The sequence below is a fragment of the Flavobacterium cheniae genome, assembly GCF_004363695.1.
GTDB classification, from domain to species: Bacteria; Bacteroidota; Bacteroidia; order Flavobacteriales; family Flavobacteriaceae; genus Flavobacterium; species Flavobacterium cheniae.
The window spans coordinates 1-26,854 of record NZ_SNZC01000006.1; the positions used below are offsets into that span (position 1 = coordinate 1).

Below are 26,854 nucleotides of genomic sequence, written 5' to 3' on the forward strand. Positions count from 1 at the left end.
CGTGTCATTCTTTTTTTGTCCGCCTCTCATTCGATTAGCGGGTGCAAAAGTACAACTCTTTTTTAATCTGGCAAGCTTTTTTGAAAAAATTTTTTGTTTATTTTTTCCTGACCACTTACCCAATATTTTTAAGAACTTATACTTCCCAATTCTTTCGTTTCGGGTCGGCAAAGATACTACCTTTACTTTTTATTATCCAAATCTTTTTTCAACTTTTTTTAAAGTTTTTTTGATTTGTTTAATTCTCAGTTTGTGTGTGAACTTCTGCTCTAATGCGGGTGCAAAAGTAGGAATCTTTTTTGTTCTCACAAGCCTTTTATAATCTTTTTTTGTTCTTTTTTTTGATACTTTTCTTAACTCTCTGATAACAAGGATTTAATATTAAAAGTTTTTTTTAGAGGTTTGTCGCAAGGAACACAATGGTGGCGCAATGGTCGCGAAGGGGATTGTTAAACATATAAGTCATATAAGCATTTTGATACTTATATATAATGGTGAAAAGTTCATAAAAGGAAGATATATTCCCCTTTACCTCTCTTTCTTCTAAGTGTTTGTTTAACATATAAGCCATATAAGTGGTTTGCTACTTATATATAGTGTGGTGAAAGTTCATAAAAGCAGTTAGCATGTTATGGGCTTAACTACGTTAAGCGGTAGCCTGCTGCGCAGGAGATTTAGCTTCGCTGAACTGACGTTTCTATTCTGCGGAATGACAAGTTCAAAATCAAGGGCAAATTCAAAGGCAAATCATTGCTCGCTTTGCGAGCCAGTGGAATAGTTATCTGGAATGCAAAACGTCTTGGCTAGCCCCGATGGGAGTGGAAATCCTTTTTCTTTTTTGTTGCCTTCGAGTACCTCAGGCAACAAAAAAGAAAAAGATTGTAGCGGACAGCGGGACTGAGAGTCTTTATGGAATGCCAAACGTCTGCTTCAAATCTTTTTTAACATTATACCTTATATATATTGTATGGATTTTATTAAAGGTTTATATTTGCAGCTTATAAATTTTAAAAAATGATAAAAGTTACTTTACCCGACGGGTCGGTTAAGGAGATGGCTCAAGGAGTTACTCCAATGGATGTTGCGAAAAGCATTAGTGAAGGTTTGGCTAGAAATGTAATTTCTGCTTCCTATAATGGTACCACTATTGAAACGACGACGACCTTAACGACGGACGGTACACTTATATTATATACTTGGAATGACAAAGAGGGTAAGAAAGCTTTTTGGCATTCGACTTCGCACGTGATGGCGCAAACATTGGAAGAAATGTTTCCTGGTATCAAATTAACACTTGGCCCTGCGATTGACAATGGTTTCTATTACGATGTGGATTTTGGTGATAAAAGAATTACAGATGCCGACTTCAAAAAGATTGAAGACCGTGTATTAGAAATTTCGAGAGAGAAACATGAATTTAAAATGCGTCCGGTTTCAAAAGCGGAAGCATTGGAAGTTTATAAAAATAATGAGTATAAAACAGAGTTGATTTCGAACTTAGAAGACGGAACGATTACTTTTTGCGATCATTCGAACTTCTTTGATTTGTGTCGTGGTGGTCATATTCCGAATACGGGAATTATCAAAGCGATGAAAATTTTATCGGTTGCGGGTGCTTACTGGAGAGGTGATGAGAAAAACAAACAGTTAACTCGTGTTTACGGAATTTCGTTCCCTAAACAAAAAGACTTAACGGATTACCTTGAATTATTAGAAGAAGCAAAACGTCGCGACCATAGAAAATTAGGAAAAGAATTGGATTTATTCCATTTTTCTCCTAAAGTAGGTCAAGGTTTACCGTTATGGTTGCCAAAAGGAGCAGCTTTGCGCGATAGATTAGAGCAATTCTTGAAAAAAGCACAGAAAAAAGCTGGTTACGAGCAAGTAGTTACGCCTCATATTGGAATGAAAGACTTGTATGTGACTTCTGGACACTATGCTAAATATGGTGCAGATAGTTTTCAACCGATTCACACACCAGCTGAAGGTGAAGAGTTCTTGTTAAAACCAATGAACTGTCCACACCACTGTGAAATTTACAATGCAAGACCTTGGTCGTACAAAGATTTACCAAAGCGTTATGCTGAATTTGGAACGGTTTATCGTTATGAGCAATCGGGTGAATTACATGGATTGACTCGTGTTAGAGGATTTACTCAAGATGATGCGCATATTTTCTGTACACCAGACCAATTAGATGCTGAGTTCAAAAATGTAATCGACTTGGTATTGTACGTTTTTGGTTCGTTAGGATTTGAAAACTTTACAGCTCAGGTATCGGTTCGTGATTTAGATAATCCGGATAAATATATAGGTAGCGTTGAAAACTGGGAAAAAGCAGAAAATGCAATTATCAGTGCAGCGAAAGATAAAGGATTGAATTATGTGATTGAAGCTGGTGAAGCAGCTTTCTATGGTCCGAAATTGGATTTCATGGTAAAGGATGCCTTAGGCAGAAGTTGGCAATTAGGAACTATTCAGGTAGATTACAATTTACCTGAGCGTTTTGAATTGTCTTATAAAGGTGCGGATGACAAGTTACATCGCCCTGTTATGATTCACCGAGCGCCTTTTGGTTCGATGGAACGTTTTATTGCTATTTTATTGGAACACACAGCAGGAAATTTCCCAATTTGGTTGATGCCTGAACAAGCTATAATCTTGTCTTTGAGTGAGAAATATGAAAATTATGCGAAAAAAGTTTTAGATTTGCTAGAAAATCACGAAATTCGCGCCCTAATTGACAACCGAAATGAAACAATCGGGAAGAAAATTAGAGAAGCGGAGATGAACAAATATCCGTTTATGCTGATTGTTGGCGAGGAAGAAGAGAAAAACGGAACGATTTCTGTGAGACAACGCGGACAAGAAGGAAAAGGAAATATATCGGTTACTATTGAGCAATTTGCTGCAATGATAAACGAAGAAATAAACAAAACATTAAAACAATTTTAAGTTTAACTAAAATCTTAAAGCCATAGCAATTAGAAACAACAGAGGTTTTCAACCTCGCGAAGAGAAAAAAGCAGCACACCGCATCAACAATTTGATTCGTGTTCCTGAAGTACGTTTAGTAGGCGAAAATATTGAGCCTGGAGTTTACAAAATAGCGGAAGCCCTTCGCTTAGCTGAAGAGCAGGAAGTTGATTTGGTAGAGATTTCTCCAAATGCTGAACCACCGGTTTGTAAGTTGATGGATTATGGTAAATTTTTGTACCAACAAAAGAAGAGAGATAAAGAACTTAAAGCTAAGTCAACTCAAATCGTTGTAAAGGAGATTCGTTTTGGACCTCAAACAGATGAGCATGATTATGAATTTAAGAAAAAGAATGCCCTTAAGTTTTTACAAGATGGTGCTAAATTAAAAGCATTTGTATTCTTTAAAGGACGTTCGATTATCTACAAAGAGCAAGGACAAATTTTGTTATTACGTTTGGCTCAAGAATTGGAAGAGTTTGGAAAAGTAGAAGCTATGCCAGTTTTAGAAGGAAAACGTATGATTATGTACATTGCTCCGAAGAAAAAAGGAAAATAAGAGATTGCCCAGCAAACTCTTTTGAAAAATAATAAGTAAGATAGATTATAAATACAGGAAGAAAATGCCTAAAATGAAAACGAAATCTAGTGCTAAGAAACGATTCAAAGTTACTGGTTCTGGAAAGATCAAAAGAAAACACGCTTTTAAAAGTCACATTTTGACTAAAAAATCTAAAAAGCGTAAATTAGCTTTAACTCACTCTGCTTTGGTTCACAAAACAGACGAGAGAAGCATTAAACAACAATTAAATTTAATTTAATAAGTTGTTGGTTAAAACAATTTAGTAACCCTGGAGTGGGCTGAACAAAGTACGAAGTATGAAAATACAAAGTACGAAGTTTATAAGTGTTGAGAAACCGCCTTACTGCAAAAAACATTTAAAATTATGCCAAGAGCAACAAATTCAGTAGCTACAAAAGCTAGAAAAAAAAGAGTATTAAAACAAGCCAAAGGTTTCTTTGGAAGACGTAAAAACGTTTGGACTGTAGCTAAAAACGCGGTAGAAAAAGCAATGTGCTATGCTTACCGTGATAGAAAACAAAACAAAAGAAATTTCCGTGCTTTATGGATTACGCGTATCAATGCTGGTGCACGTTTACATGGTATGAGTTATTCTCAATTTATGGGGAAAGCAAAAGCTAACAATATCGAATTGAACCGTAAAGTTCTTGCTGATTTAGCTATGAATCACCCAGCTGCTTTCACAGCTATCGTTAACAAAATTAAATAATTACGTCTAACTCAGTTTATCTTACTTATATATTAAACCCCGATTTTATCGGGGTTTTTTATTTTTAAAAATACGTCAGATGCCTTATTCTTAAACACAAACAGATAAATTAATTTTGATAAACTAACTTTTACAATTATGAAAACATTTATCAAAATTCTATTTGTTCTAATCTTGGCAAATACACAACATTCATTTTCACAATCATTTCCTATTAATATTGCTGACAATGTTTCAGAATGGGGCGCACCAATAAATTGCGAGTTCAATGGCTACAAAATGACGGTTAGAGTAAAATTAAACAAACACATGGGAACTACTTGTTTCTATGATGTAGAATTCACTAACAACTCAGGCAAGAATTTTAATGGCTTCGCAGGAATTAACCGACCAGATGACAATACTGTTTACAGACACAATGCGGTACAATTAAAATTAAAACCAGGAGAATCGGTAACCTATTTGAATGTGGAAAAGAGAGAATGCAAATTAAGCCTTTCTAAAAAAAGAGACCAAGTAAAAATTTGCAGGGATTGCAATCCTTATATAGCATTTATACTTGATTAATAAATAAGAAACCCCGATTTTCATCGGGGTTTCTTATTTGGTATCATCTAGTTTATTCAAATAGAAATTCTATATCAAGAAAATAATCATCTGAATTATTAGGATTGAAATATAAATATAATTCATTTTTTAAAGCAAGTTTCATTCTCAAAATCTGAGGATCCATATCTATTATTATTTCTTGTTCAAAACAATGTCCACGATGAAGTTTTTTTAAATAAATGTGATTATTGTTTACATCTACATATTCATTTCTTGAATTTGTTCCAGAACCAACTTCAATTTCTTGATTCCAAGACCGAGTTTTAATTTCAAGCTCATCATACATTACAACTACTTTTTCACCATTTTTTATCAAATTATCTCTCACAGATTTACTCTTTGAATCAATTTTATTTGATTGAAACTTAATCCAAAAATTTAGAATTACAATTAAACAAATGAACAACATGGAGATAATAAATCCCCAAGAAACACCTATTAAGTGAATTAAATTTGATGTCATTTTTGCTATTTATAATAAAATACTGTCTTTTATTTGGTATCCTTTTAATTGTGGGCACGGAATTACATTCCGTGCTAGCAGGTAATCCGTTGTTAACAACCGTATTTATTTTTTTAAAATTTCTATTAGTGTAATTCCATATTGATTCACATAATATTCATTTCCTCCACCGATTCTCAAATCTCCTGTTCGTGTTTGTGATAACAATCCTGAATTAAATAATTGATTTTGAATTTCATAATCAACTTTTTGACCTGAATTAAGTTGAATTAACTTATCAATATCTGGTAAAAATACTTTTTCTATTGATTGAGAAAGTCTTAGGAATGTTTCGTAATCAATTTCTCCATTTAAAAAGAAACTGAATATTTTTCCTATTATTTTTGGTTTTTCTAAGTCATCAATCTTATTGATTATTAAGAGAATAGCCTCGCCAACATTTTTCTGATACTTTTCTGAGTTTTCAATCTTAAGTAATAATTTTTCTCGTTGCGATTGGTGAACGTCTTTTATATTAACAAGAAATGAAAGGATTTTTTTTAGAAAAAGATAATCATTTATTGCAAAACCAATTTTACCAACTCCAACAATTGAATTTACAATTGGTATATCTTTTAATATCCCATCTTTAAGAACAGAATCCGTGAAGACTTCAGCATAATCAATTGTCAACTCCGATAAGTTGGATGTTTTAATCGTTTCAGTGATTGATTTTTCAATCTCGCTCATTTGTTTGCTGTTTGAAAATATGGTTGTTAACTTGTATATAACACCAAATATATACAATTTTTAATAATAATTATTAGCCATTAATAACCTTCCTAAATATTATCCCTCAAAATTCAATACCTTTACACTTTAAAAATAATACTTTGAATACAACCAAAACCATCACCGGCTTTCATCCAAAAAACAAGCACCACGGCAATTACGATTTTAAAACTTTAATACAATCCAATCCAGATTTGGCACCATTTGTTGCGATAAATGAATATGGAACAGAAACGATTGATTTTGCGAATCCTGATGCGGTGAAAATGTTGAATAAAGCGTTGCTGTTGCATTATTATGGTTTGAAAAATTGGGATATTCCAAAAGGTTTTCTTTGTCCGCCTATTCCAGGACGAGCAGAGTATATTCACCAAGTTGCCGATATTCTAGAAGATACGTACGGAACGATTCAAACCAAGCATAAAATTCGCATTTTAGATGTTGGTATTGGAGCGAATTGCATTTATCCAATTATTGGTGTATCTGAATATGATTGGCGTTTTGTGGGTAGCGAAATTGACAAACAAGCTTTTGAAGCAGCTCAGGAAAATATCAACTCCAATCAGAAATTAAAAGAAAACGTTACGCTGCGATTACAAACATCCAAACGTAATATCTTTAAAAACATCATTCTTCCAGAAGATAAATTTGATATGACGATTTGTAATCCGCCATTTCATAGTTCAAAGGAAGAAGCAAATAAAGGCACGATTCGAAAAAATAAAAACTTAGGCATTGAAGATTCTAAAAAACCAACCTTAAACTTTGGTGGCGTAAATAACGAATTATGGTGCGAAGGTGGCGAACTAACGTTCATCAGCAATATGATTTATGAAAGCGTGCATTTTAAATTGCAGTGCAAATGGTTTTCTTCTTTAGTTTCTAAAAAAGATAACTTGAAACCCTTGCTTTCGCATCTTAAAAAAGTAAAAGCTACCTACCAAATTACAGAAATGAAACACGGAAACAAAGTGAGTAGAATTTTGTTTTGGACGTTTAAGGAGGAGAAGAAAGAGTAAAGAAGAAAGAGTAAAGAAATAGAAAACCCGAAAGTACTGCTTTCGGGTTTTGTGTTTATATATGATAAAGAAATATTTCTATTCAAAAACTTCCTCATTTTCTCCATCAAAACTAGCAAAAACCATACTTGGATGCGAATCTTGATGAAAGATGTTTCCTTGTTTATCGATTCCGATGGCACCTGCGAAACCATCGTATGGTTTTAATTCAGCAAAGGTTTTTTCGAATGCTTTTTCTATTGAAAATCCGTCGGTAACGCGGGTTACAATTTTAGCTGCTGTGGCGTTACTTACGATGTCCTCACCTACTCCTGTTAAACTAACTCCACAAAATTCGTTGGCATAATTACCAGCTACGGTTGCCGAATCTGATATTCTTCCTGGAATTTCAAATCCTTTTCCACCGGTTGAAGTGGCAACAGCTATTTTTCCGTTATTGTCTAAAGCTACACAACCTACGGTTCCCGTTCCTAATGAGGCTAATTTCGCTTCATATTCGGCTCTTCTTTGTGTAATTTCGGTTGAAAATGGTTCAAATCCGTGTTTTCTGGCAAAATTTGTGGCACCGCTTCCGCCTAAGATTCGGTCATCAACTTGCATTAAAACTTGTGCGACTTGGATTGGGTTTTTTACTTCTTCGATATTGATAACACCGCTCATTTTCTGCGATTCGCCATCCATTAAAGAAGCACTCATTCTGATTTTTCCATCGGATTGAATTTGGGAACCAATTCCTGCATTGAACAATTCATCGTCTTCCAATTGCGAAACCGCATACACCACCGTTTCTAAAGCCGAATGATTTTGCAAATACGCATACGAATCTTTCACAATACGTAAAAGCGCTTGTTGTTTGGCTATTTTTGTTTCTATATTGGTTGATGATTCTGAGAAAAATCCGCCGTGAATTATAATTTTTGACATAATAGTAAATTAAAAAGGAACACAGATTAAAGAAATTTTTAAATTAATATCATTTCCATAATCTGTGTTCCAAAAATATTTTAAAATTTAAACATATTGCGAAGAATGAATACTCATTTTGTGTGTATTCAAATCGAACTTATCGTATTGACTCATTACGTGTGTCACCAAGTGATTGATTGATATTGGCTGACCTAATTCCACCTGAGTTAAATTGGTGTCTTTTACTTCTCTCCCATCCACTAAAATTACTAATCCAGAACCGATGGCTTCCATTTGGCGACCATGAGTAATTAATAATCCCGTGTCTTCTCCTAAGCCTATCCCTAATACTTTTGGGTTTCCTACCACCGCTTGAAACAAACGACCGATTCTTCCTCTTTGTACAAAATGCGTATCAATAACTACATCATCAATTAATCCTAAACCAGAGGTAATTTTTACTTCACCTTTCAGCAAAGCTTCCGAACTACTTCCTTGGTAAATCATATTATTTGAAGCTGCAGCAGCTCCAGCAGAAGTTCCTGCGTATATGAATTCAGAATTTCTATATTTGTCAATTAACATGTCGTCAAAAGGCGTTCCTCCTAAAATAGAAGTCAAACGCAATTGATCGCCACCTGTAAACATTACCACATCAGCAGCTTTTAACCTTTCTAGGATTTCAGGATCGTTGGCTTGTTCTCTTTTCTCAATGTACAAAACATCTACATTGTGAGCGCCTAAATAACTGAAGGCTTTTACGTATTCTGGGCCAATTTCTCTCGGAATTTTTGAAGCAGTCGTAATAACTTCTATGCGAGATTCCTCTTTATTTTTTGATTCTTTAATGATTCTTTTTAAGATTCCTGTTTCGAAAAAATTCAAATTCTTTGAAGCATCTTTATCCAAATTGGTTTCTGTAAAACTTCCTTTATCTACAGCACCACCAATGATTATTAATTTTCCTTGTATTTCCATGCCGTAAAAATAACTATTTCTTAATACTACACAAATCAAATTGAGATAAAGAAATGAAACTTTTTACTGATTTTTGAAGAAAACTAAAAGATTACCCGTAATTTCTTACCAAATCAAAAACGAAGTACAACAAAAGCTAAAATTTGATAATTTTATTCAAAAAGTATCGCACTATAATATTATTTTTCTATTTTTAACAAAATCATTATCCATTTAAAATACAACTTTCAATTTTTATGAAAATATTAAAAATACAAGCCCTTAGAGGTCCGAACATTTGGAGCGTTCAAAGAAAAAAATTAATTCAAATGCGATTAGATTTGGAAGAAATGGAACAATTTCCTACCAATAAAATCGAAGGATTTAGAGAGCGAATTGAAGCCATGTTCCCAACTATGATTGAACATCGTTGTTCTGAAGGTTGTAGAGGTGGTTTCTTTTCACGTGTTGAAAGAGGCACATGGATGGGACATGTAATTGAACATATTGCCTTAGAAATCCAAACCTTAGCCGGAATGGAAACAGGTTTTGGAAGAACCAGAGAAACTAAAACACCAGGTGTTTACAATGTGGTTTTTAGTTATACCGAAGAAAACGTAGGTTTATTTGCAGCTGAAAGTGCAGTTGCTATTGCTGAATCATTAATTGCAGGAACTGAATATGATGTGGAAGCGGATATTCAAAAAATGCGTGAAATTAGGGAACGTGTTCGCCTTGGTCCTTCAACTGGAAGTATTGTAGAAGAAGCCGTTGCAAGAGATATTCCTTGGATTCGTTTAGGAACTAATTCACTAGTACAATTAGGTTACGGTGTAAATCAAATGCGTTTTCAGGCTACTATTACTTGTAAAACGAGTAACATTGCTGTAGATATTGCTTGTAATAAGGAAGAAACTAAGCGAATGTTAGAGTTGGCTTCGATTCCTGTGGCAAGTGGTGGTATTTGTGTTGATGAAGAAGATTTAGAAAATGTAATTAAGAAAATTGGTTACCCAATTGTAATCAAACCTTTAGATGGAAATCACGGAAAAGGCGCTTCCATTAATGTAAAAAAATGGGAAGATGCCGTTGCCGGATTAGCTTACGCGAAAAATTATAGCCGAAGAGTTATCGTAGAAAAATTCATTACCGGTTTTGATTTCCGTGTGTTGATTATTGATAATAAATTGGTAGCTGCTGCTAAAAGAGAACCAGCTCACGTAAAAGGAGATGGAACACATACGATTCAACAATTAATTGAAGAAACCAATAAAGATCCAAGACGTGGTTACGGACATGAAAATGTGCTTACCCAAATAGACGTTGATAGAGATACAACCGATTTATTAGAAAAATTAGGCTATACATTAGAAACCGTTCCTAGAAAAGACGAAGTGGTTTATTTAAAATCAACTGCAAACTTGAGTACTGGTGGAACTTCAGTCGATGTAACCGATATGATGCACCCAGAAAATATTTTCCTTTGTGAGCGAATTTCGCGTGTTATTGGACTAGATGTTTGCGGTGTAGACATTATGGCTGAAAACTTAACCGAACCATTAAAAATAAATGGTGGTTGCATTTTAGAAGTAAATGCAGCACCAGGATTTAGAATGCACTTAGCACCATCGGAAGGATTACCAAGAAACGTGGCTGCACCAGTAATTGATATGTTGTATCCACCAGGAAAACCAAGTCGTATTCCAATTATTGCAGTAACTGGAACCAATGGAAAAACAACTACTACCCGATTAATTGCTCATATTGTAAAAAATAACGGTTTTAAAGTTGGTTTTACTACTTCTGACGGAATTTATGTGCAAAATCACATGATGGAAAAAGGAGATACCACTGGACCTATTTCGGCAGAATATATTTTGAAAGACCCAACGGTGGAGTTTGCTGTTTTAGAAACGGCTCGCGGTGGAATTTTAAGAGCCGGTTTAGGTTTTAGTCGTTGTGATATTGGTATAATCACTAACATTCAAGAAGATCATCTAGGATTGAATGATATTGATACTCTAGACGATTTGGCAAGAGTAAAAGCTACTGTAGTTAAAAGTATCAAGAAAGATGGCTGGGCTATTTTAAATGCTGAAGACGAATATTGCATGAAAATTGCAAAAGATTTAAGTTGCAATATTGCTTATTTTAGTATGGATGAAAATTCGGCTGTTGCAAAACAATTAGCTAAAGAAGGCAAAATTGTTGCGGTTTATGAAAACGGTTTCATCACCATCAAAAAAGGCGAATGGAAAATTAGAGTAGAAAGAGCTACTCATGTTCCGTTGACGTTAGGTGGAAAAGCAAAATTCATGATTGCAAATGTTTTAGCAGCTACTTTAGCTGCATATTTACAAGGATTCAAAACTGAAGACATTAGCTTATCATTACAAACATTTATTCCAAGTGCAGCTCAAACGCCAGGAAGAATGAATATTTTCGAGTTCAAGAAATTCAAAGTATTGATTGATTTTGCTCACAATCCTGCTGGTTATCGCGGTGTGGAAGAATATTTATCTTCTGTAGAAGCTACTAAAAAAATCGGAATTATTGCTGGTGTTGGCGACCGAAGAGACGAAGATATTAAAGAATGTGCTACTATTGCCGCTCGAATGTTTGATCATATTATCATTCGTCAAGAAAAACACTTGCGAGGAAGAACAGAAGAAGAAATAAATAATCTTATTATGGAAGGAATTGCCGCAAGTGGCAAAACCGTTACACATGAAATCATTACAAAAGAAGTTGAAGCTTTAAAACACGCTATTAGTAGTGCTGAAGACGGAAGTTTTATAACCGCTTTAAGTGATGTTATTACAAATGCTATTGAAGTTGTTCAAGACTATTTAGACAAAGAAAACGAAGAAGCTTAGTAAAAGTTAATTCTTAAATATAAATCCCAAATTCCGCAAAGGTCTTTGGGATTTTTTATACTTTTATGTCAATAAAAACTACAACATGCAAAACTTACAAAACTTAATTAGCCAGTTAGAATCTAAAATTTCACAATTTGAAACTACAAATCTTGCGGTTTCTGGCGGAAGTGTAGGTTGGCATATAGAACATAGTTTGAAAACGATTGACCAAATTGTTACAGCTTGTAAAAATTCGAATCCTTCAGATTATCAATGGCATTTCAATTTTAAACGCTTTTTAATTTTAACAGTTGCTAAAAAAATTCCGAGAGGAAAAGCAAAAGCTCCAAAAATTGTTAGACCTGAAGGTGAAATTAATGGTGATACTCTAGCTGTAAGTGTGACAAAAGTGAGAGAAAATTTGATTGGATGGAAAGCTTTGGATAAGAATGCGAATTTCCCACATCCGTTTTTTGGAATTTTAAATAAGAAAGAGACGGAAAGATTCTTAATATTACACACGAAACATCATTTGATCATTATCAAAGATATTTTGAAATCATGAATTTATAATGCATAGGATGTTTAGTATCAGAACAATCAATACTAACCAAATTACTATTTTATAGTTATACATTTTCATCTTTTTCAACTAGCTGATTTTTAGATATATAAAATTAATTCTTAATCCTATAGTTTTAAAAATATTGGTACGAAATGCAATATTTTGTATACGAATAACAAAAAAGCTACTATAAAGTAGCTTTTTTATTAAAATTTAATTCTTTAGGAATTATTAATTTCTATTACAGATTACGTTTTCAACTTCTTTTTCCTTGCCGCTGGAAACAACACATTATTCAAAATCAAGCGATAACCCGGCGAATTGGGATGTAAATCTAAAACTGTGGGAGCATCGCCTACTCTATGTTGATAATCTTCTGGGTCGTGACCTCCGTAAAACGTGAACATTCCTTTACCTTTAGTTCCGTGAATGTAACGTGCTTCACCGTTGATTTTACATTCGCCCATGATTAATACATTCGATTTAACTTTAATTGCATCAAAGGCTGTAGTTTGCCCCATGAAACCTTTTACTAATTGTGTGTGATTTTGACACAACATTGTAGGAATTGGATCCCATTTTGCCGAATATTCCATCAAAGTAAAATAGTCTTTATCCATAGAAAAAGCACCTTTTCCGTGTTCTTCAGTAGTATCAATATCCGAAAACTCATATACCATTGGATTACGTTCTAACTTATAATCTTTAAAAGCAAAAGTACTAGTGTAATCAATTCGAGTTTGATAATTAGCTTCCGAATCATCTCCATCAAACATAGGTTCGCAAATATCAACACCTTCTGCGGAAAGCGCAATATCAAAGCTATCAGTAGCCGAACACATCGCAAACATGAATCCACCACCAATTACAAAATCTCTGATTTTTTTAGCTACCGCTAATTTCTCTTCCGAAACTTTATTGTAACCTAACTTTTTAGCCAAAGCTTCTGCTTCTGCTTTTTGTTGGATGTACCACGGCGTACTTCTGTAATTTCCAAAAAACTTTCCGTATTGACCTGTAAAATCTTCGTGATGTAAATGCAACCAATCGTATAACAATAGTTGGTCAGACAAAACTTCTTCATCATAAACTTCGGTAAACGGAATTTCGGCATACGTTAAGACCATGGTTACAGCATCGTCCCAAGGTTGTTTGCCTTTTGGAGTATACACCGCAATTTTAGGAGCTTTTTCTAATACAACCGTTTCCATATTTTGAGATGGAGAACTAATATCTTCCAAAATGGCATTAGTTGCCGCATCAGATAATACTTCAAAAGTTACGCCTCGAATTTGACATTCTTTTCTGATTTCGGGAGCATCAGGCAGTAGAAAAGAACCGCCTCTGTAATTTAATAACCAACTTACTTTGTAACTTTTATCTAAAGCCCAATAGGTAATTCCGTATGCTTTTAAATGATTTTGTTGTCCTTCGGCTTCCATTGGTAATAATACAAAGGACGCTCTACTTGAAAAAGAGCAAAGAAAAAAGAATATAATATATAAGCTAATCGCTTTAGATTTCATGGTTTGCTATTATAATTGGACTAATTTATAACATTTCTAACAAAAATCATTTATTGAAATGTTAAAGTCGCACCCCCGTAAAAATACCTGGTTACCCCCGTAAAAATACCTGGTTTGAAAATCAGGTATTTTTACTCTTACACAGGAATATTTTTTGCTTTAGTTTTGACTTATATCAAAATAATAAAAAAGATGAACACAAACAGTAGTAATTTATCGTTAATAAACTCGAAAGAAATGAAATTGTTAAAAAGAATCGGATATATTGTACTTGTAGTAACTATCCTAGTATATTTTATTTTAGTTTTTCAGTTCTGTAGAAATTATTAATTTCCGCTAATTTATTAAACGATTTAAGACTCAATATCATTATTAGAGTCTTCCAAATTTATGATTTTATTTTGTATGGCAAATATGACTAATCCTGCCATATTTTTTGAGTTTGTTTTTAGTAACAAATTGTTCCTATGACCATCTACGGTTCTCGTACTCAAACTTAACATTTCTCCAATTTCTGCCGAACTGTATTGCTTACAGATTAATTCTAATACTTCTTTTTCTCTTTCTGTTAAAAAATCTTCATCTAAAACAGTTCTTGAAGTTGTATTTGAAATCATGTTTTGATGAATTACTTCCATCACAATTTCGTTGTAATAAAATCCTTTTTGAGCTACTTCGTTAACGGTTTTAATCATATCAACGGGAGACGCATTTTTTACTAAATAAGATGCCGCTCCCACATTAATCATATTTGCGATAAACGATTTAGTATTGTAACTTGTTAAAGCTATGATTCTAATAGCTGGGAAATCTTTGTGAATTAATTTAGTTGCTTCCACTCCGTTTAATAATGGCATTTTTAAATCCATCATTATAATATCGGGAAGTTCTGTAGAAGTTTTTAAATGTTCCACTAATTCACTTCCGTTTGAAGCTTCGAAAATAATTTCAATATTAGGTTCGCGTTGAAGTAAGAAATAGATTCCTTTTCGGAATAATTCTTCATCATCAGCTAATATTATTTTAATCTTTTGTTCCATTAATTGAAATTAAATACCATTTTTACACCTTCATTTGGTTTTGAAGTAAAACTAAAATTGCCTCCTAAAAAGTTAATTCTACTTTCTATATTCATCATTCCCAAACCTTTTTGATTTTCCTCTCTCGAACTATCAAAACCTAATCCGTTATCGATATAAGTACAGGTTTTTCTGCCTTCGAAAGTAGTAAATTGTATTGAAACTTCTGTGGCTTTTCCGTGTCGAAGCGAATTATTTAACAATTCTTGAAGGATACGAAATATATGTAAATGTTTTTCAATAGGATAGCTTTCAAAATCAATACTGTTTTCATACAAAACTTTAACAGTTTTGGTACTATTAAACTCTTCTACAAGTTCTTCAATTCCGGCATGAAGCCCAAACTTTTCTAAAACTGGTGGTAATAAATCGTGTGCAATGCGTCGGGAATTCTCTAATGCTTTTTGAGTTAACTCAATGATATTGTTGGTGATTTCTAGTTGCTCGGTTTCGTTTAGATTTGGAGTTTTTAATAAATGACTATTCAGTGAAACTACATTAAGTTTCGAACTAATATCATCATGCAAATCTTGAGCAATGCGTTTGCGTTCTTCTTCTTGGGTTATTAAAACCGAATTCAACAACTCTTTTTGGTGTTCAATTTCTAAGTTCTTCTTATCGACTTCTATTTGAACGATTTTCTTTCTTGAAAAATAGAAAAACATAATCAGTACCAAAAACATGGATATGAAAGCAAGCAATATAAAAAATACCACTTGGATTATTTCGTTATTTTCTAAATTAATTGCGTTCATCTTTGTTAAAATAAATTAATTTCCATTGATAAAAGAAAAATGCAAATTTTATGTATTGAAGTGTAATGTTTATATTAATCATCAAATCATTTATATAATCCTCAATTTCAAAAACAACAAGTAATCTATAGAATAAGAAAATAAAAGTACTTGTAAATAAATAAAATAACAAGCCTAAATTACTATAATAAAAATCAGATTTTTCTCCAAGATTATTATATAGATGCATACTTGAATAAATAATCAAAGGCATTGTAGTTAAATATGTTTCAAAAAGATTATATTCAAAAAACAAACTTGGATTAATAAGATATCTCGATAATAAAAATAATGGAAGTACAATTAATCCTACATAAACCGTAAATAATTGTGCTCTTGTTTTTAATAATAAGGAAAAGAAATAACTCAAAATTACAAATTGAAACAATTCATAAAAATGATGCATAAAAACATTATAAATTCTAAACCATCTGTACAATTTTGAACTAATAAAATCAATTACTAGAACACCAATTATATATATTGTAAAAATCCTATAGACTTTCCCGTTTCTGAAAAAGCCTATAAGATAAAGTAAGCATAATATTGCTGATGTTATATGTAAGTAACCTGAAGGTTTCAAATTTTAAGGTGTATTCAATGGACTAGATGGATCACAAGATGGCGGACATGGCTGAGTTGTATCATAAATTAAGTGATTATCATCTATTAAATCTTTACCATCTGCGTCTACTCCTACAAACATTAATTTTTGTGTTCCTTTTGTGTCGACACCCATATAAGCTCTAACATCAACAACACCATCTATTGCTAGTAATTCTCTTAGTGCTCCACCAGGGACTAAATGACCTTTTGCTAAATCTTTTGGAGGATTAGTTCTCCATGATGTTGCCCATTCTTTGGCTTCATCGAGAGTAATTGTAAAATCTGACATATTTTGAGGTTTTTTTATAATTGAATTATAAATGTAGTAAAAAAATTAATAAAAAAAACAGGCAAATTGCCTGTTTTTAACATTTTATCTATTTTTTTTAAAATGGAACATCCGAATCATCGTCAAACGAATTCATGGTGCTACCAAATGCTTCGTTAGGTGTTGGTAAATTTGGCGTAATAAAAGGATTGGTTTCATCCAAATTCATTTTAGAAGGCAATTCATCAAATGGCGAACTAAAATCGTCTAAGTTTTCGAACTTTCCTAAGTTTCCTACGAACTTTAATCGGATTTCATCTAAACCACCATTTCTGTGTTTTGCTACGATAAATTCGGCCTGACCTTGTGTTGGCGTGCGTTCTTCATCATCCCATTCATCAATTTTATAATATTCTGGACGATAAATAAATGATACGATATCCGCATCTTGCTCAATCGCACCCGATTCACGAAGGTCGGAAAGCAAAGGTCTTTTACTAGAACCACGAGTTTCAACCGCACGCGATAACTGAGAAAGCGCAATAACCGGAACGTTTAATTCTTTTGCTAATGCTTTTAAGTTTCGGGAAATAGTTGAAATTTCTTGCTCACGATTTCCGCCGCCTTTTCCGTTTCCACCGGCTGTCATTAACTGCAAATAATCCACAACAATCATTTTAATTCCATATTGTGATGAAAGTCGTCTCGCTTTCGCACGTAAATCAAAAATGGACAATGAAGGTGTATCATCAATATATAAAGGTGCTTTTTCTAAGTTTTTTACTTTGATAGAAAGTTGCTCCCATTCGTGTTTTTCTAATTTTCCTGTACGAAGTTTTTCAGAAGACAAACCCGTTTCAGATGAAATCAAACGTGTTATCAACTGTACTGATGACATCTCCAAAGAGAATAAAGCCACTGGATGATTATAATCAACTGCCATGTTTCGTGCCATCGAAAGTACAAACGCGGTTTTACCCATACCCGGACGAGCCGCAATAATAATTAAATCAGATGGTTGCCATCCTGAGGTTAATTTATCTAAGTTATGGAATCCTGTTGCAATTCCACTCAAACCTTCTTTTCCAGCGATTTCTTCAATACGTTTTTTAGCCTGAATTACTAAACTTTGAGCTGTTTCAGAACTACGTTTAATATTCCCTTGGGTAACTTCGTATAATTTTGATTCGGCTTTATCTAATAAATCGAAAACATCGGTAGCATCATCATAGGATTCTTCAATGATTTCGCTTGAAATTTTTATCAAACTTCTTTGGATGAATTTCTGCAAAATAATACGTGAGTGAAACTCAATATGAGCAGAAGAAGATATCTTTTGGGTTAGCTGAATCAAGTAAAAATCACCACCCGCTAATTCTAATTTACCGTTTTTCTTCAATTGTGCCGAAACGGTTAATAAGTCAACCGGTTGGGTTTCGTTGAATAACTGAACAATAGCCTCAAAAATGTGCTTGTGAGCTTCTTTATAAAAGGCATCTGGTTGCAAAATATCAATTACCTCATCTACCCCTTTTTTATCAATCATCATGGCACCAAGTACCGCTTCTTCAAGGTCTAACGCTTGAGGAGGTAGTTTTCCTTTTTCCAAATTGATAATCGTAGTTTTATCTACTTTTATCGGGTTCATATTTCTGACATTTTCCATATTGCGAAGGTAACCAAATTTTATAAAATATACTTTTGAGTTCTTAATACACAACTGTTAATAACTCCAATTTATTGTTGATAAGCCAAAAAAAATCCGAAACTTGAGGCTTCGGATTTTAATTTATAATTGAAAATAAGTGGTTATTCTTTGAATTCACCCATTTTGCTGTATTTATCCATTCGTTGTGCCACCAAATCTTTTGTTGATAAATCTTTTAACTCATTAAAAGCTTTAGTTACATACTCGGCTACCGTTTTAAATGTAGTTTCTTTGTCATAATGAGCACCACCAAGCGGTTCTGGTATAATATCATCAATTAACTTTTGTTTTTTCATATCAAACGAAGTTAATTTCAATGCTTCAGCTGCTTGTTCTTTGTATTCCCAACTTCTCCATAAGATAGACGAACAAGATTCTGGAGAAATTACAGAATACCAAGTGTTTTCCAACATGTATACTCTATCTCCTACTCCAATTCCTAATGCTCCTCCTGAAGCTCCTTCTCCAATAATGATTGAAATAATAGGCGTTTTCAAACGAGCCATTTCGAAAATATTTCTTGCAATAGCTTCTCCTTGCCCTCTTTCTTCTGCTTCTAAACCTGGATAAGCACCTGGAGTGTCGATTAATGTTAAAACTGGAAGGTTGAATTTCTCAGCCATTTTCATTAAACGTAATGCTTTACGATATCCTTCTGGATTGGCCATCCCGAAGTTTCTATATTGGCGCATTTTAGTATTAATACCTTTTTGCTGCCCAATAATCATATACGATTGTCCGTTGATTTGACCTAATCCACCAATCATCGCTTTATCGTCTTTGAAATTTCTGTCTCCAAAAAGTTCTAAAAACGTTCCATTAGTAATATTGGTAATATGTTCTAATGTATAAGGACGATTTGGATGACGCGATAATTGCACACGTTGCCAAGCCGTAAGATTTTTGTATATTTTTTTCTTAGTTTCTTCTAATTTCTTCTCAATTTGCTTGCAAGTGTTAGACACATCAACATCGGATTCTTGACCAATGATTTGACATTTATCTAATTGGTCTTCAAGCTCTTTAATTGGTAATTCAAAATCTAAATATTCCATAATCGGTTTATTTGGGTTTGTGTTTGTTGTGACAAAGATAAAATTTTCAATTAACTTTGGTAAACTTATCGTTAATTAGTTGTAACTTTTTTATAACTTTTTACAATTCCGTTAGCAATGACAGTGGCTAAAATTATCAAAGCACCTACATAAAACAGAGGCGACATTTCTTCTCCATCTTTGAAAATCAGTAAGGCTAAAATGATTCCATAAATAGGCTCTAAGTTAATGGTTAACATTACGGTAAACGGACTTAAAAATTTCATCACTTTTACCGATGCTGAGAACGCATACGCTGTACAAATAGACGATAACAAGAATAACCAAATTAAATCATTTACAGAAAGTGAAAAGAAAGCAGGTGTAAAACTTCCTGCAAAAAACAAATAAATACTTAAAAAGAACACACCACTTGATAGTTCATACAGAGAAATAACATTTGGATCGTATTCTTTGGCATATTTTCCGTTGATAACCGAAAAAAGTGCCGATAAAAACGCAGATGTTACGGCAAGATAAATTCCTGTCTTAAATTTAGTCTCTACATTAAAAATGATTCCTAATCCTACAACAACAATAATTCCAAAAAGCAATTCGTACCAAATGACTCTTCGCTTATAAAAAATAGGTTCTAAAATAGAAGCGAAAAAAGCGCCAGTTGACAAACAAGCTAAGGTTATCGAAACATTTGAAACTTTAATGGCTTGATAAAACGTGAGCCAATGTGCAGCAATAATAATTCCGGAAACAATAAATCCAATCAAAACATTGAAAGGCACTTTAATTTTTTCTTTATTAAAAAGCACTACAAAAGTCATAATCACCGAAGCAAAAAGCATGCGATACCAAACCAAATCTAAGGCTTCTAATGAAATTAGTTTTCCGAGAATGGCGGTAAATCCCCAAATAAATACAATTACATGAAGATGTAAATAGCTTTTTAAATTATCGTTTTGCATTTCGAAGTAAATAAGCGGCTAAAATTCCGAATACAAAATTAGGCAACCACACTGCAATAAATGGCGGAATACTTGATTTTTCTGCTAAAGTTCCGAATACTTTATCAAAAAAGATGAAGACAAATGCAATTACAATGCCAATAGCTAAATTGATTCCCATTCCTCCTCTTCGTTTCATAGAAGAAACTGCAACTGCAATAATAGTTAAGATAAATGCCGAAATTGGTAAACTAAATTTCTTGTAAAAAACTACTAAATACGTATTTATATTTCCGTTTCCTCTGGCTCTCTCTTTGTTTATGAACTTATTTAATTCTCCAATAGTCATTGTCTCTGCAACATAAATAACTGGAGTTAAATCATCTGGTTCAAAATTGTAAGCAACTTCATTTTTTTCAATTGACATAATTTGGTCGTTAGTTTGACCTATTGTTCTTTTATTGTATTCATACAACGCATATGTTTTAGTTTCTTCGTTGTAATGAATTCTTTTTGCATTAACTTTTTCAATTAATACATTATCTTGAAACTTTTCATAAGTAAAATTAAAACCTGTTTGAGATAAATAATTATAGTTACTTACATAAATATTTTCTTCAATATTTCCTTCTTTTTTAATTTGTCTAAAAATATCAGATGTTTCTCTGGTTTGAGAGTTACCTTTTAAGTTTTGATATCTAAAATCGTTGAATCCTTTACTAGCTTTTGGCACTAAAAAGAATCCCATTAACAAAGCGAAAATGGACACAATTACGGCACCATAAATAAATGGTCTAAGGAATCTTGAAAAAGAAATTCCAGAACTCAAAATCGCAATAATTTCAGTATTGTTTGCTAATTTTGATGTAAACCAAATAATAGATAAGAATAAAAATATTGGAAATAATAGATTGGCAAAATACACGGTAAAATCTCCATAATAGACTAAAATATCTGTTAATGGAATTTTCTTTTCGATCATTTTGTTTACTTTTTCCGAAACGTCAATTGTAATTCCAATCGGAATAAACATAATCAACATCACAGAAAAAGTGACCAAATAGCGTTTTAAAATGTATTTATCTATTATTTTCATATTTCAAGAGAAAAGAGATTAGAAAAAAGAGAATAGACCATTTTACTTTATCTATATCTCATTTTGTATTCTTTGTTCTATATTCTTTGTTCTATATTCTCAAATTATAATCGTTGACTCATTTGAATCACCATTTTATCTTTCCATTCTCTGAATGTTCCGGCAATAATTTGTCTTCTTGCTTCGCGCACTAACCACATATAAAAACCTAAATTATGTATGGTTGCAATTTGTTTTCCTAAGAATTCATCTGCTGCAAATAAGTGTCTAAGATATGCTTTTGAATATTCAGTATCAACCCAAGTGTGTCCCATTTCGTCAATTGGCGAAAAATCAGCTTCCCACTTTTTGTTTTTCATATTCATCGTTCCGTGTGCCGTGAATAACATTCCATTTCTAGCGTTACGTGTTGGCATTACACAATCAAACATATCAATTCCTAACGCAATATTCTCTAAAATATTGATTGGTGTTCCCACACCCATTAAATATCTTGGTTTATCTTCTGGAAGAATTGCTGTAACAATTTCGGTCATTGCATACATTTCTTCTGCTGGTTCTCCTACTGAAAGTCCCCCAATAGCATTTCCTTGTGCGCCAGCATTTGCAATATATTCTGCCGATTGTTCTCTTAAATCTTTATACGTACTTCCTTGAACAATTGGAAAAAACGTTTGTTCGTAACCGTATTTAAAAGGTAATTTTTCTAAATGATTGATACATCTATCCAACCAACGGTGCGTCATGTGCATCGAACGTTTTGCATAGCGATAATCGCATGGATAAGGTGTACATTCATCGAAAGCCATAATGATATCAGCACCAATAGTACGTTGAATTTCCATCACATTTTCTGGTGAAAAGAAATGATACGAACCATCAATATGCGATTTGAATTTTACACCTTCTTCTTTAATTTTTCTGTTTGATGAAAGTGAATATACTTGATATCCACCCGAATCGGTTAAGATATTTCTATCCCAATTCATGAATTTATGCAAACCTCCAGCGGCTTCTAAAATTTTAGTTTGAGGTCTTAAATATAAATGATAAGTGTTTCCTAAAATAATATCTGGATTAATATCGTCTCTTAGCTCGCGTTGGTGTACTCCTTTTACAGAAGCCACGGTTCCTACGGGCATAAAAATCGGGGTTTCGATAACACCGTGATCGGTTGTTATTTTTCCAGCTCTGGCTTTACTTTTTGGGTCTTTGGTAATTAAATCAAACTTCATATTGTGCTTTTACGAACGGCAAAGATAATTTATTTTAGAATTTAGAAATTGGAATTTAGAATTATTTATGATAAGACAATACATTGGCACGCGGATGAAACAGATTCGCTGATGCGAAACGCGGATTACAACTGATTTTTAATTTGAAAAAACTTTATGGCTTTGCGAGCAAAAAACTAAATTTTCAAAAACTAAATCCGTAATTTTCAGCGTTGCGTTGCATCAGCGTCATCCGCGTTCCATTACTTTTACCCATAACAAATCAATTCTTAATAACTTCTAACAAAATGATTTGTACCACCAAAAAAATAAAATTACTTTTGCATCCAATTAACACATATATATCTTTTATAATGTCTAACACGCAACAACTACAAGATTTTACAACACAAGTTCGAAGAGATATTCTTCGTATGGTTCATGCCGTAAATTCAGGTCACCCAGGAGGTTCTTTGGGATGTGCTGAGTTTTTGGTTACCCTTTACCAAGACGTTATGAAACGTAACGAAGGTTTTGATATGAACGGAATTGGTGAAGATTTATTCTTCTTATCAAACGGACATATTTCTCCAGTTTTTTATAGTGTTTTAGCTAGAAGCGGATACTTTCCAGTAGCGGAATTAGCAACATTCAGAAAATTAAATTCAAGATTACAAGGTCACCCAACAACTCATGAAGGTTTACCTGGAATTAGAATGGCTTCGGGTTCATTAGGACAAGGAATGTCAGTTGCAATTGGAGCGGCTCAAGCTAAAAAATTGAACAACGATAACCATTTGGTTTTTGCTCTTTTAGGTGATGGTGAATTACAAGAAGGACAAAACTGGGAAGCTATTATGTATGCTTCGGCAAAAAAAGTGGACAATTTAATTGCAACTATCGACTTAAACGGAAAACAAATTGACGGAACTACAGACGAAGTTTTGGCAATGGGAAGCGTAAAAGCGAAGTTTGAAGCATTTGATTGGATTGTATTAGAAATCAAAGAAGGAAACAACATTGACGCTATCAAAGCTGGTTTGGCTGAAGCAAAATCAAAATCAGGTAACGGAAAACCAGTTTGTATTTTATTACATACTGAAATGGGTAACGGAGTAGATTTTATGATGCACACGCACGCTTGGCACGGAAAAGCGCCAAATGATGAGCAATTAGCAAAAGCGTTAGAACAAAATGTTGAAACTTTAGGAGACTACTAAAATTATGAAAAAATATACCAACACAGGCAGTAAAGATACCCGTTCGGGATTTGGAGCTGGAATGACTGAATTAGGTCAAAAAAACGAAAACGTAGTAGCACTTTGTGCGGATTTAATTGGATCATTAAAATTTGATGATTTCAAGAAAAATCACCCAGAGCGTTTTTTCCAAATTGGAATTGCAGAAGCAAATATGATTGGAATTGCAGCTGGATTAACTATCGGTGGAAAAATTCCATTTACAGGAACTTTCGCTAACTTTTCAACAGGAAGAGTGTATGACCAAATTCGTCAATCCGTAGCGTATTCAGATAAAAATGTAAAAATTTGTGCCTCTCACGCAGGTTTAACGCTTGGAGAAGACGGAGCAACACACCAAATCTTAGAAGATATCGGTTTGATGAAAATGTTACCTGGAATGACAGTTATCAATACTTGTGATTACAACCAAACCAAAGCAGCTACTTTAGCATTAGCTGATCATCATGGTCCTGCTTATTTACGTTTTGGTCGTCCAGTAGTGCCTAACTTTATGCCAGCTGACGAACCTTTTGTAATTGGAAAAGCCATTATGTTAAACGAAGGAACTGATGTTACGATTATTGCCACTGGACATTTAGTTTGGGAAGCATTAGTAGCAGCAGAAGCTTTAGAAGCAAAAGGAATTTCTGCAGAAGTAATTAACATTCACACGATTAAACCGTTAGACGAAGAAGCGATTTTAAAATCAGTGAAGAAAACAGGTTGTGTAGTTACAGCGGAAGAGCATAACATTATTGGTGGTTTAGGAGAAAGCGTTTCTAGAACGTTAGTACAAAACCATTTAGTACCACAAGAATTTGTAGCAGTAAACGACAGCTTTGGAGAAAGTGGAACACCAGACCAATTAATGGAAAAATACAAATTAAACAATCAAGCGATTGTGGAAGCTGTAGAAAGAGTTATCAAAAGAAAGTAATTTTCTTTTAATTTATATAGAAATCCTCAAGAAATTGGGGATTTTTTTTGTTAGAGGAATTTGTAAATATTTTTTTATATTTGAAAGATACAACTCAATAGCGTCAATCTAACCAAATTTGGGTGTATATGCGAAAGTTTGTTTCGAATATAAACGAGTTAGGCTTAAGTTTACTGAGCGTTAGTATCCAAGAAAAATAAGTTGTAGTTTTGCAATAATAAATCTATAGTGAATTCTTGAAAGTAGAACAAAACATAAAAAGACTTAAATATCTTCTATCATTGTTTAATATGACGATAGATGAGCTTCTTGTGTTAATAAGTTATGGTTTAAAAAATCCAATTTCAAAAGAAGAAATACTTTCAGAGAATATAAAAGTAAGCCATTTAAAACGTATTGATAAGGTTTTTAATAAAGGACTTCACTTCTATTTAGACCCAAAATCACCAGAAATTTCAAAAGACGCAAGTATTTTCTTTAGAAAATCAAAATTTGATGCAGAATTAAATATTGGCGCAAAAAAAATTGTAAATCAGTTTGAAGAATTTAAAATTTCTCTTTCAGCTATTTCTAAATTAGCTGAAATAAATACTGATAGAACATTACCTATTTTTAAAACCACTGATAATCCTCATATAGTTGCTTTTGAAATTCGAGAAATTTTATATCCTGAATTCCAAGAGAAACAAAGAGACTTTCTAAAATCAATGATTTCTAAATTTGCTGAAAAAAATATTTTAGTTTTTGAATTTATAGAAACTTGGAATAAGAAAGAAAAGGCAAACATTGATGGTTTTTATCTAAATCCAAACGTAATTGTTCTTAAGAGACAACAAAACTCTTTTAGACGAGAAATATTTACTTTAGCTCACGAGTTAGGTCATTATCTTTTAAATATTGAGGAAGTTGATAATTTGGAATTAGCTGATTTAGCAAATCATAATTTGTCAAAAATAGAAAAATGGTGTAATGATTTTGCTTTCTTTTTTATTGCAGGAGAATATGGAAATGTAATTCAAAATTTTGATAAGGCAAATAGTTCAAATGATTATTATTTTGATATCATTGAAAATATTTCAAAAAACACTCATTTAAGTCAAATTGCGATTTTTACAAGACTTTTACTAAATAATCAAATTTCACCTAAAGATTATAATATTGTAAAAGCAGATTTTGACGAACAATTTAGGTTAAAGCAAGAAGAATTTGAGAAACAAAAAGAATTAGATAAACAAAATGGCATACAAAGAGGTGGTGCCGTTCCTAAACCTATAAATTCACCTTTATTAATTTCCACTATTCAGACAGCGTTTTATGAAGGGATAATTAATGAATTTGATGTATGTAAAACATTAAATATAACTGCTGACAAATTAGACAAATATATTCAATGAAAGTAATAATTGACACTAACTCACTATTATCGTTGGTTCGTTATTACTTACCATTTGATAAAAATAAAATCTTATATAACTTCATCAAAGAAAAAATTCAAACTGGAGAAATTATATTAATAGATAAAGTATATATGCAATGTTCATATATTTCTAAAGGCATTATAATATCAGAATTAGATTTTTTAAATGACAAAGATTATAAGAAATCAGCAAAAATCCCATATAATACAGAATTAACAATTCCTCCTAATACGAAAAAATTTTTTCATCTATTGAATTCGGTTTTTGTAAATTCAGTTATCATGAAAGCAAAAAAAATAACGGAAGTAGAATTTGAAACTTTAAAAAATTCACATCTTAACGATGCTGATATGAAACTTGTTTTACTCTCTTTAAATTTAATTGCCCAAGGTGAAAATGTCTTTTTGGTAACTGAAGAAACCTCTGAAAGTAACGACAACAAACTCTTTGTCAAAATCCCTGCAATGTGTCGTGAATTGAGTATTAATTGCATTAATTTGCCTGCGTTAATAAAACTGTATCAAGACGACTTTGATTTACATTTTAAGTAATAAAACC

At 32.8% G+C, this 26,854-nt stretch carries 27 protein-coding genes; 13 read left to right on the forward strand and 14 right to left on the reverse strand.

The window, feature by feature from the left end:
• The 6 genes from C8D80_RS12815 to C8D80_RS11955 form a co-directional block, all read left to right on the forward strand.
• On the forward strand, positions 1 to 322 hold a 322-nt coding region (locus C8D80_RS12815; RefSeq protein WP_211341872.1), incomplete at its 5' end, for a hypothetical protein.
• A 692-nt stretch (positions 323 to 1,014) separates the two neighbouring features.
• Positions 1,015 to 2,955, forward strand: coding sequence for a threonine--tRNA ligase (gene thrS / locus C8D80_RS11935; RefSeq protein WP_133610705.1), 1,941 nt, complete (start codon positions 1,015 to 1,017; stop codon positions 2,953 to 2,955).
• Between the two features lie 28 nt (positions 2,956 to 2,983).
• Positions 2,984 to 3,535 (forward strand): translation initiation factor IF-3, encoded by a 552-nt coding sequence (gene infC, locus C8D80_RS11940; protein ID WP_199757207.1) that lies wholly within the window; start codon positions 2,984 to 2,986, stop codon positions 3,533 to 3,535.
• 64 nt (positions 3,536 to 3,599) lie between these two features.
• Entirely contained in the window at positions 3,600 to 3,797 is a 198-nt protein-coding gene (rpmI, locus tag C8D80_RS11945; protein ID WP_133610709.1) for a 50S ribosomal protein L35, read from the forward strand.
• 126 nt (positions 3,798 to 3,923) lie between these two features.
• On the forward strand, positions 3,924 to 4,268 hold the full coding sequence (gene rplT, locus C8D80_RS11950) for a 50S ribosomal protein L20 (RefSeq protein WP_133610711.1): 345 nt from the start codon (positions 3,924 to 3,926) through the stop codon (positions 4,266 to 4,268).
• 138 nt (positions 4,269 to 4,406) lie between these two features.
• The gene (locus C8D80_RS11955; protein ID WP_133610713.1) at positions 4,407 to 4,835 is read left to right on the forward strand and encodes a hypothetical protein; all 429 of its coding nucleotides are present in this window, start codon (positions 4,407 to 4,409) and stop codon (positions 4,833 to 4,835) included.
• Between the two features lie 52 nt (positions 4,836 to 4,887).
• Here C8D80_RS11955 and C8D80_RS11960 read toward each other — a convergent pair whose 3' ends face one another.
• Positions 4,888 to 5,340, reverse strand: coding sequence for a hypothetical protein (locus tag C8D80_RS11960; RefSeq protein ID WP_133610715.1), 453 nt, complete (start codon positions 5,338 to 5,340; stop codon positions 4,888 to 4,890).
• A 105-nt stretch (positions 5,341 to 5,445) separates the two neighbouring features.
• Positions 5,446 to 6,069 (reverse strand): hypothetical protein, encoded by a 624-nt coding sequence (locus C8D80_RS11965; protein WP_133610717.1) that lies wholly within the window; start codon positions 6,067 to 6,069, stop codon positions 5,446 to 5,448.
• A gap of 143 nt (positions 6,070 to 6,212) precedes the next feature.
• Between C8D80_RS11965 and rlmF the strand changes: the two genes are divergently transcribed.
• Entirely contained in the window at positions 6,213 to 7,130 is a 918-nt protein-coding gene (gene rlmF, locus C8D80_RS11970) for a 23S rRNA (adenine(1618)-N(6))-methyltransferase RlmF (protein WP_133610719.1), read from the forward strand.
• Between the two features lie 78 nt (positions 7,131 to 7,208).
• Here rlmF and C8D80_RS11975 read toward each other — a convergent pair whose 3' ends face one another.
• Positions 7,209 to 8,054: an isoaspartyl peptidase/L-asparaginase gene (locus C8D80_RS11975; RefSeq protein WP_133610721.1), complete on the reverse strand. Its 846-nt coding sequence runs from the start codon at positions 8,052 to 8,054 to the stop codon at positions 7,209 to 7,211.
• Between the two features lie 87 nt (positions 8,055 to 8,141).
• Entirely contained in the window at positions 8,142 to 9,014 is an 873-nt protein-coding gene (locus C8D80_RS11980; protein ID WP_133610723.1) for a cyanophycinase, read from the reverse strand.
• 236 nt (positions 9,015 to 9,250) lie between these two features.
• Here C8D80_RS11980 and cphA point away from each other — a divergent pair, with 236 nt between their 5' ends.
• Both cphA and C8D80_RS11990 read left to right on the forward strand, forming a co-directional pair.
• A complete protein-coding gene (gene cphA, locus C8D80_RS11985; RefSeq protein ID WP_133610725.1) occupies positions 9,251 to 11,869 on the forward strand; it encodes a cyanophycin synthetase in 2,619 nt (872 codons plus the stop codon).
• Between the two features lie 85 nt (positions 11,870 to 11,954).
• Positions 11,955 to 12,416 carry a hypothetical protein gene (locus tag C8D80_RS11990; RefSeq protein ID WP_133610727.1) on the forward strand — a complete coding sequence of 154 codons (462 nt, stop codon included), beginning with the start codon at positions 11,955 to 11,957 and terminating at the stop codon, positions 12,414 to 12,416.
• 248 nt (positions 12,417 to 12,664) lie between these two features.
• Here C8D80_RS11990 and C8D80_RS11995 read toward each other — a convergent pair whose 3' ends face one another.
• The 10 genes from C8D80_RS11995 to tgt form a co-directional block, all read right to left on the reverse strand.
• A complete protein-coding gene (locus C8D80_RS11995) occupies positions 12,665 to 13,942 on the reverse strand; it encodes an asparagine synthetase B (RefSeq protein ID WP_133610729.1) in 1,278 nt (425 codons plus the stop codon).
• Between the two features lie 353 nt (positions 13,943 to 14,295).
• On the reverse strand, positions 14,296 to 14,982 hold the full coding sequence (locus C8D80_RS12000; RefSeq protein WP_133610731.1) for a response regulator transcription factor: 687 nt from the start codon (positions 14,980 to 14,982) through the stop codon (positions 14,296 to 14,298).
• Positions 14,982 to 15,776, reverse strand: coding sequence for a sensor histidine kinase (locus tag C8D80_RS12005; protein WP_133610733.1), 795 nt, complete (start codon positions 15,774 to 15,776; stop codon positions 14,982 to 14,984). The genes C8D80_RS12000 and C8D80_RS12005 overlap by 1 nt, the downstream gene beginning before the upstream one ends.
• Complete coding sequence (locus C8D80_RS12010; RefSeq protein ID WP_133610735.1) at positions 15,763 to 16,221, reverse strand: hypothetical protein; 459 nt, start codon at positions 16,219 to 16,221, stop codon at positions 15,763 to 15,765. Before C8D80_RS12010 ends, C8D80_RS12005 begins: the two co-directional genes overlap by 14 nt.
• Positions 16,222 to 16,401: 180 nt before the next feature.
• Positions 16,402 to 16,710 (reverse strand): hypothetical protein, encoded by a 309-nt coding sequence (locus tag C8D80_RS12015; RefSeq protein ID WP_133610737.1) that lies wholly within the window; start codon positions 16,708 to 16,710, stop codon positions 16,402 to 16,404.
• 97 nt (positions 16,711 to 16,807) lie between these two features.
• Complete coding sequence (gene dnaB, locus C8D80_RS12020; protein WP_133610739.1) at positions 16,808 to 18,355, reverse strand: replicative DNA helicase; 1,548 nt, start codon at positions 18,353 to 18,355, stop codon at positions 16,808 to 16,810.
• Positions 18,356 to 18,498: 143 nt separating this feature from the next.
• The gene (locus tag C8D80_RS12025) at positions 18,499 to 19,452 is read right to left on the reverse strand and encodes an acetyl-CoA carboxylase carboxyltransferase subunit alpha (protein WP_133610741.1); all 954 of its coding nucleotides are present in this window, start codon (positions 19,450 to 19,452) and stop codon (positions 18,499 to 18,501) included.
• A 71-nt stretch (positions 19,453 to 19,523) separates the two neighbouring features.
• Positions 19,524 to 20,411, reverse strand: coding sequence for a DMT family transporter (locus C8D80_RS12030; protein WP_133610743.1), 888 nt, complete (start codon positions 20,409 to 20,411; stop codon positions 19,524 to 19,526).
• The gene (locus C8D80_RS12035; protein WP_133610745.1) at positions 20,398 to 21,486 is read right to left on the reverse strand and encodes an LptF/LptG family permease; all 1,089 of its coding nucleotides are present in this window, start codon (positions 21,484 to 21,486) and stop codon (positions 20,398 to 20,400) included. The genes C8D80_RS12030 and C8D80_RS12035 overlap by 14 nt, the downstream gene beginning before the upstream one ends.
• A 104-nt stretch (positions 21,487 to 21,590) precedes the next feature.
• Entirely contained in the window at positions 21,591 to 22,721 is a 1,131-nt protein-coding gene (gene tgt, locus C8D80_RS12040; protein WP_133610747.1) for a tRNA guanosine(34) transglycosylase Tgt, read from the reverse strand.
• A gap of 353 nt (positions 22,722 to 23,074) precedes the next feature.
• Between tgt and C8D80_RS12045 the strand changes: the two genes are divergently transcribed.
• From C8D80_RS12045 to C8D80_RS12060, 4 genes are all read left to right on the forward strand, one after another.
• The gene (locus C8D80_RS12045) at positions 23,075 to 23,920 is read left to right on the forward strand and encodes a transketolase (RefSeq protein ID WP_133610749.1); all 846 of its coding nucleotides are present in this window, start codon (positions 23,075 to 23,077) and stop codon (positions 23,918 to 23,920) included.
• A gap of 4 nt (positions 23,921 to 23,924) precedes the next feature.
• Positions 23,925 to 24,878, forward strand: coding sequence for a transketolase family protein (locus C8D80_RS12050; RefSeq protein WP_133610751.1), 954 nt, complete (start codon positions 23,925 to 23,927; stop codon positions 24,876 to 24,878).
• Between the two features lie 236 nt (positions 24,879 to 25,114).
• Entirely contained in the window at positions 25,115 to 26,272 is a 1,158-nt protein-coding gene (locus C8D80_RS12055) for an ImmA/IrrE family metallo-endopeptidase (RefSeq protein ID WP_242004840.1), read from the forward strand.
• Complete coding sequence (locus C8D80_RS12060; RefSeq protein WP_133610753.1) at positions 26,269 to 26,847, forward strand: DUF4411 family protein; 579 nt, start codon at positions 26,269 to 26,271, stop codon at positions 26,845 to 26,847. The genes C8D80_RS12055 and C8D80_RS12060 overlap by 4 nt, the downstream gene beginning before the upstream one ends.
• Positions 26,848 to 26,854 lie beyond the last annotated feature (7 nt).

What these genes read in the sequence shown, in the direction of transcription:
- rpmI (WP_133610709.1), top strand. Translation starts at nt 3,600, where the DNA reads ATGCCTAAAATGAAAACGAAATCTAGTGCTAAGAAACGATTCAAAGTT.
- thrS (WP_133610705.1), top strand. Translation starts at nt 1,015, where the DNA reads ATGATAAAAGTTACTTTACCCGACGGGTCGGTTAAGGAGATGGCTCAA.
- dnaB (WP_133610739.1), bottom strand. Translation starts at nt 18,355, where the DNA reads ATGGAAAATGTCAGAAATATGAACCCGATAAAAGTAGATAAAACTACG.
- C8D80_RS11975 (WP_133610721.1), bottom strand. Translation starts at nt 8,054, where the DNA reads ATGTCAAAAATTATAATTCACGGCGGATTTTTCTCAGAATCATCAACC.
- rplT (WP_133610711.1), top strand. Translation starts at nt 3,924, where the DNA reads ATGCCAAGAGCAACAAATTCAGTAGCTACAAAAGCTAGAAAAAAAAGA.
- C8D80_RS11955 (WP_133610713.1), top strand. Translation starts at nt 4,407, where the DNA reads ATGAAAACATTTATCAAAATTCTATTTGTTCTAATCTTGGCAAATACA.
- C8D80_RS11995 (WP_133610729.1), bottom strand. Translation starts at nt 13,942, where the DNA reads ATGAAATCTAAAGCGATTAGCTTATATATTATATTCTTTTTTCTTTGC.
- C8D80_RS11960 (WP_133610715.1), bottom strand. Translation starts at nt 5,340, where the DNA reads ATGACATCAAATTTAATTCACTTAATAGGTGTTTCTTGGGGATTTATT.
- C8D80_RS11965 (WP_133610717.1), bottom strand. Translation starts at nt 6,069, where the DNA reads ATGAGCGAGATTGAAAAATCAATCACTGAAACGATTAAAACATCCAAC.
- tgt (WP_133610747.1), bottom strand. Translation starts at nt 22,721, where the DNA reads ATGAAGTTTGATTTAATTACCAAAGACCCAAAAAGTAAAGCCAGAGCT.
- C8D80_RS12035 (WP_133610745.1), bottom strand. Translation starts at nt 21,486, where the DNA reads ATGAAAATAATAGATAAATACATTTTAAAACGCTATTTGGTCACTTTT.
- cphA (WP_133610725.1), top strand. Translation starts at nt 9,251, where the DNA reads ATGAAAATATTAAAAATACAAGCCCTTAGAGGTCCGAACATTTGGAGC.
- C8D80_RS11980 (WP_133610723.1), bottom strand. Translation starts at nt 9,014, where the DNA reads ATGGAAATACAAGGAAAATTAATAATCATTGGTGGTGCTGTAGATAAA.
- C8D80_RS12000 (WP_133610731.1), bottom strand. Translation starts at nt 14,982, where the DNA reads ATGGAACAAAAGATTAAAATAATATTAGCTGATGATGAAGAATTATTC.
- C8D80_RS11990 (WP_133610727.1), top strand. Translation starts at nt 11,955, where the DNA reads ATGCAAAACTTACAAAACTTAATTAGCCAGTTAGAATCTAAAATTTCA.
- C8D80_RS12010 (WP_133610735.1), bottom strand. Translation starts at nt 16,221, where the DNA reads ATGCATCATTTTTATGAATTGTTTCAATTTGTAATTTTGAGTTATTTC.
- C8D80_RS12015 (WP_133610737.1), bottom strand. Translation starts at nt 16,710, where the DNA reads ATGTCAGATTTTACAATTACTCTCGATGAAGCCAAAGAATGGGCAACA.
- C8D80_RS12030 (WP_133610743.1), bottom strand. Translation starts at nt 20,411, where the DNA reads ATGCAAAACGATAATTTAAAAAGCTATTTACATCTTCATGTAATTGTA.
- C8D80_RS12005 (WP_133610733.1), bottom strand. Translation starts at nt 15,776, where the DNA reads ATGAACGCAATTAATTTAGAAAATAACGAAATAATCCAAGTGGTATTT.
- C8D80_RS12050 (WP_133610751.1), top strand. Translation starts at nt 23,925, where the DNA reads ATGAAAAAATATACCAACACAGGCAGTAAAGATACCCGTTCGGGATTT.
- C8D80_RS12060 (WP_133610753.1), top strand. Translation starts at nt 26,269, where the DNA reads ATGAAAGTAATAATTGACACTAACTCACTATTATCGTTGGTTCGTTAT.
- C8D80_RS12045 (WP_133610749.1), top strand. Translation starts at nt 23,075, where the DNA reads ATGTCTAACACGCAACAACTACAAGATTTTACAACACAAGTTCGAAGA.
- C8D80_RS12025 (WP_133610741.1), bottom strand. Translation starts at nt 19,452, where the DNA reads ATGGAATATTTAGATTTTGAATTACCAATTAAAGAGCTTGAAGACCAA.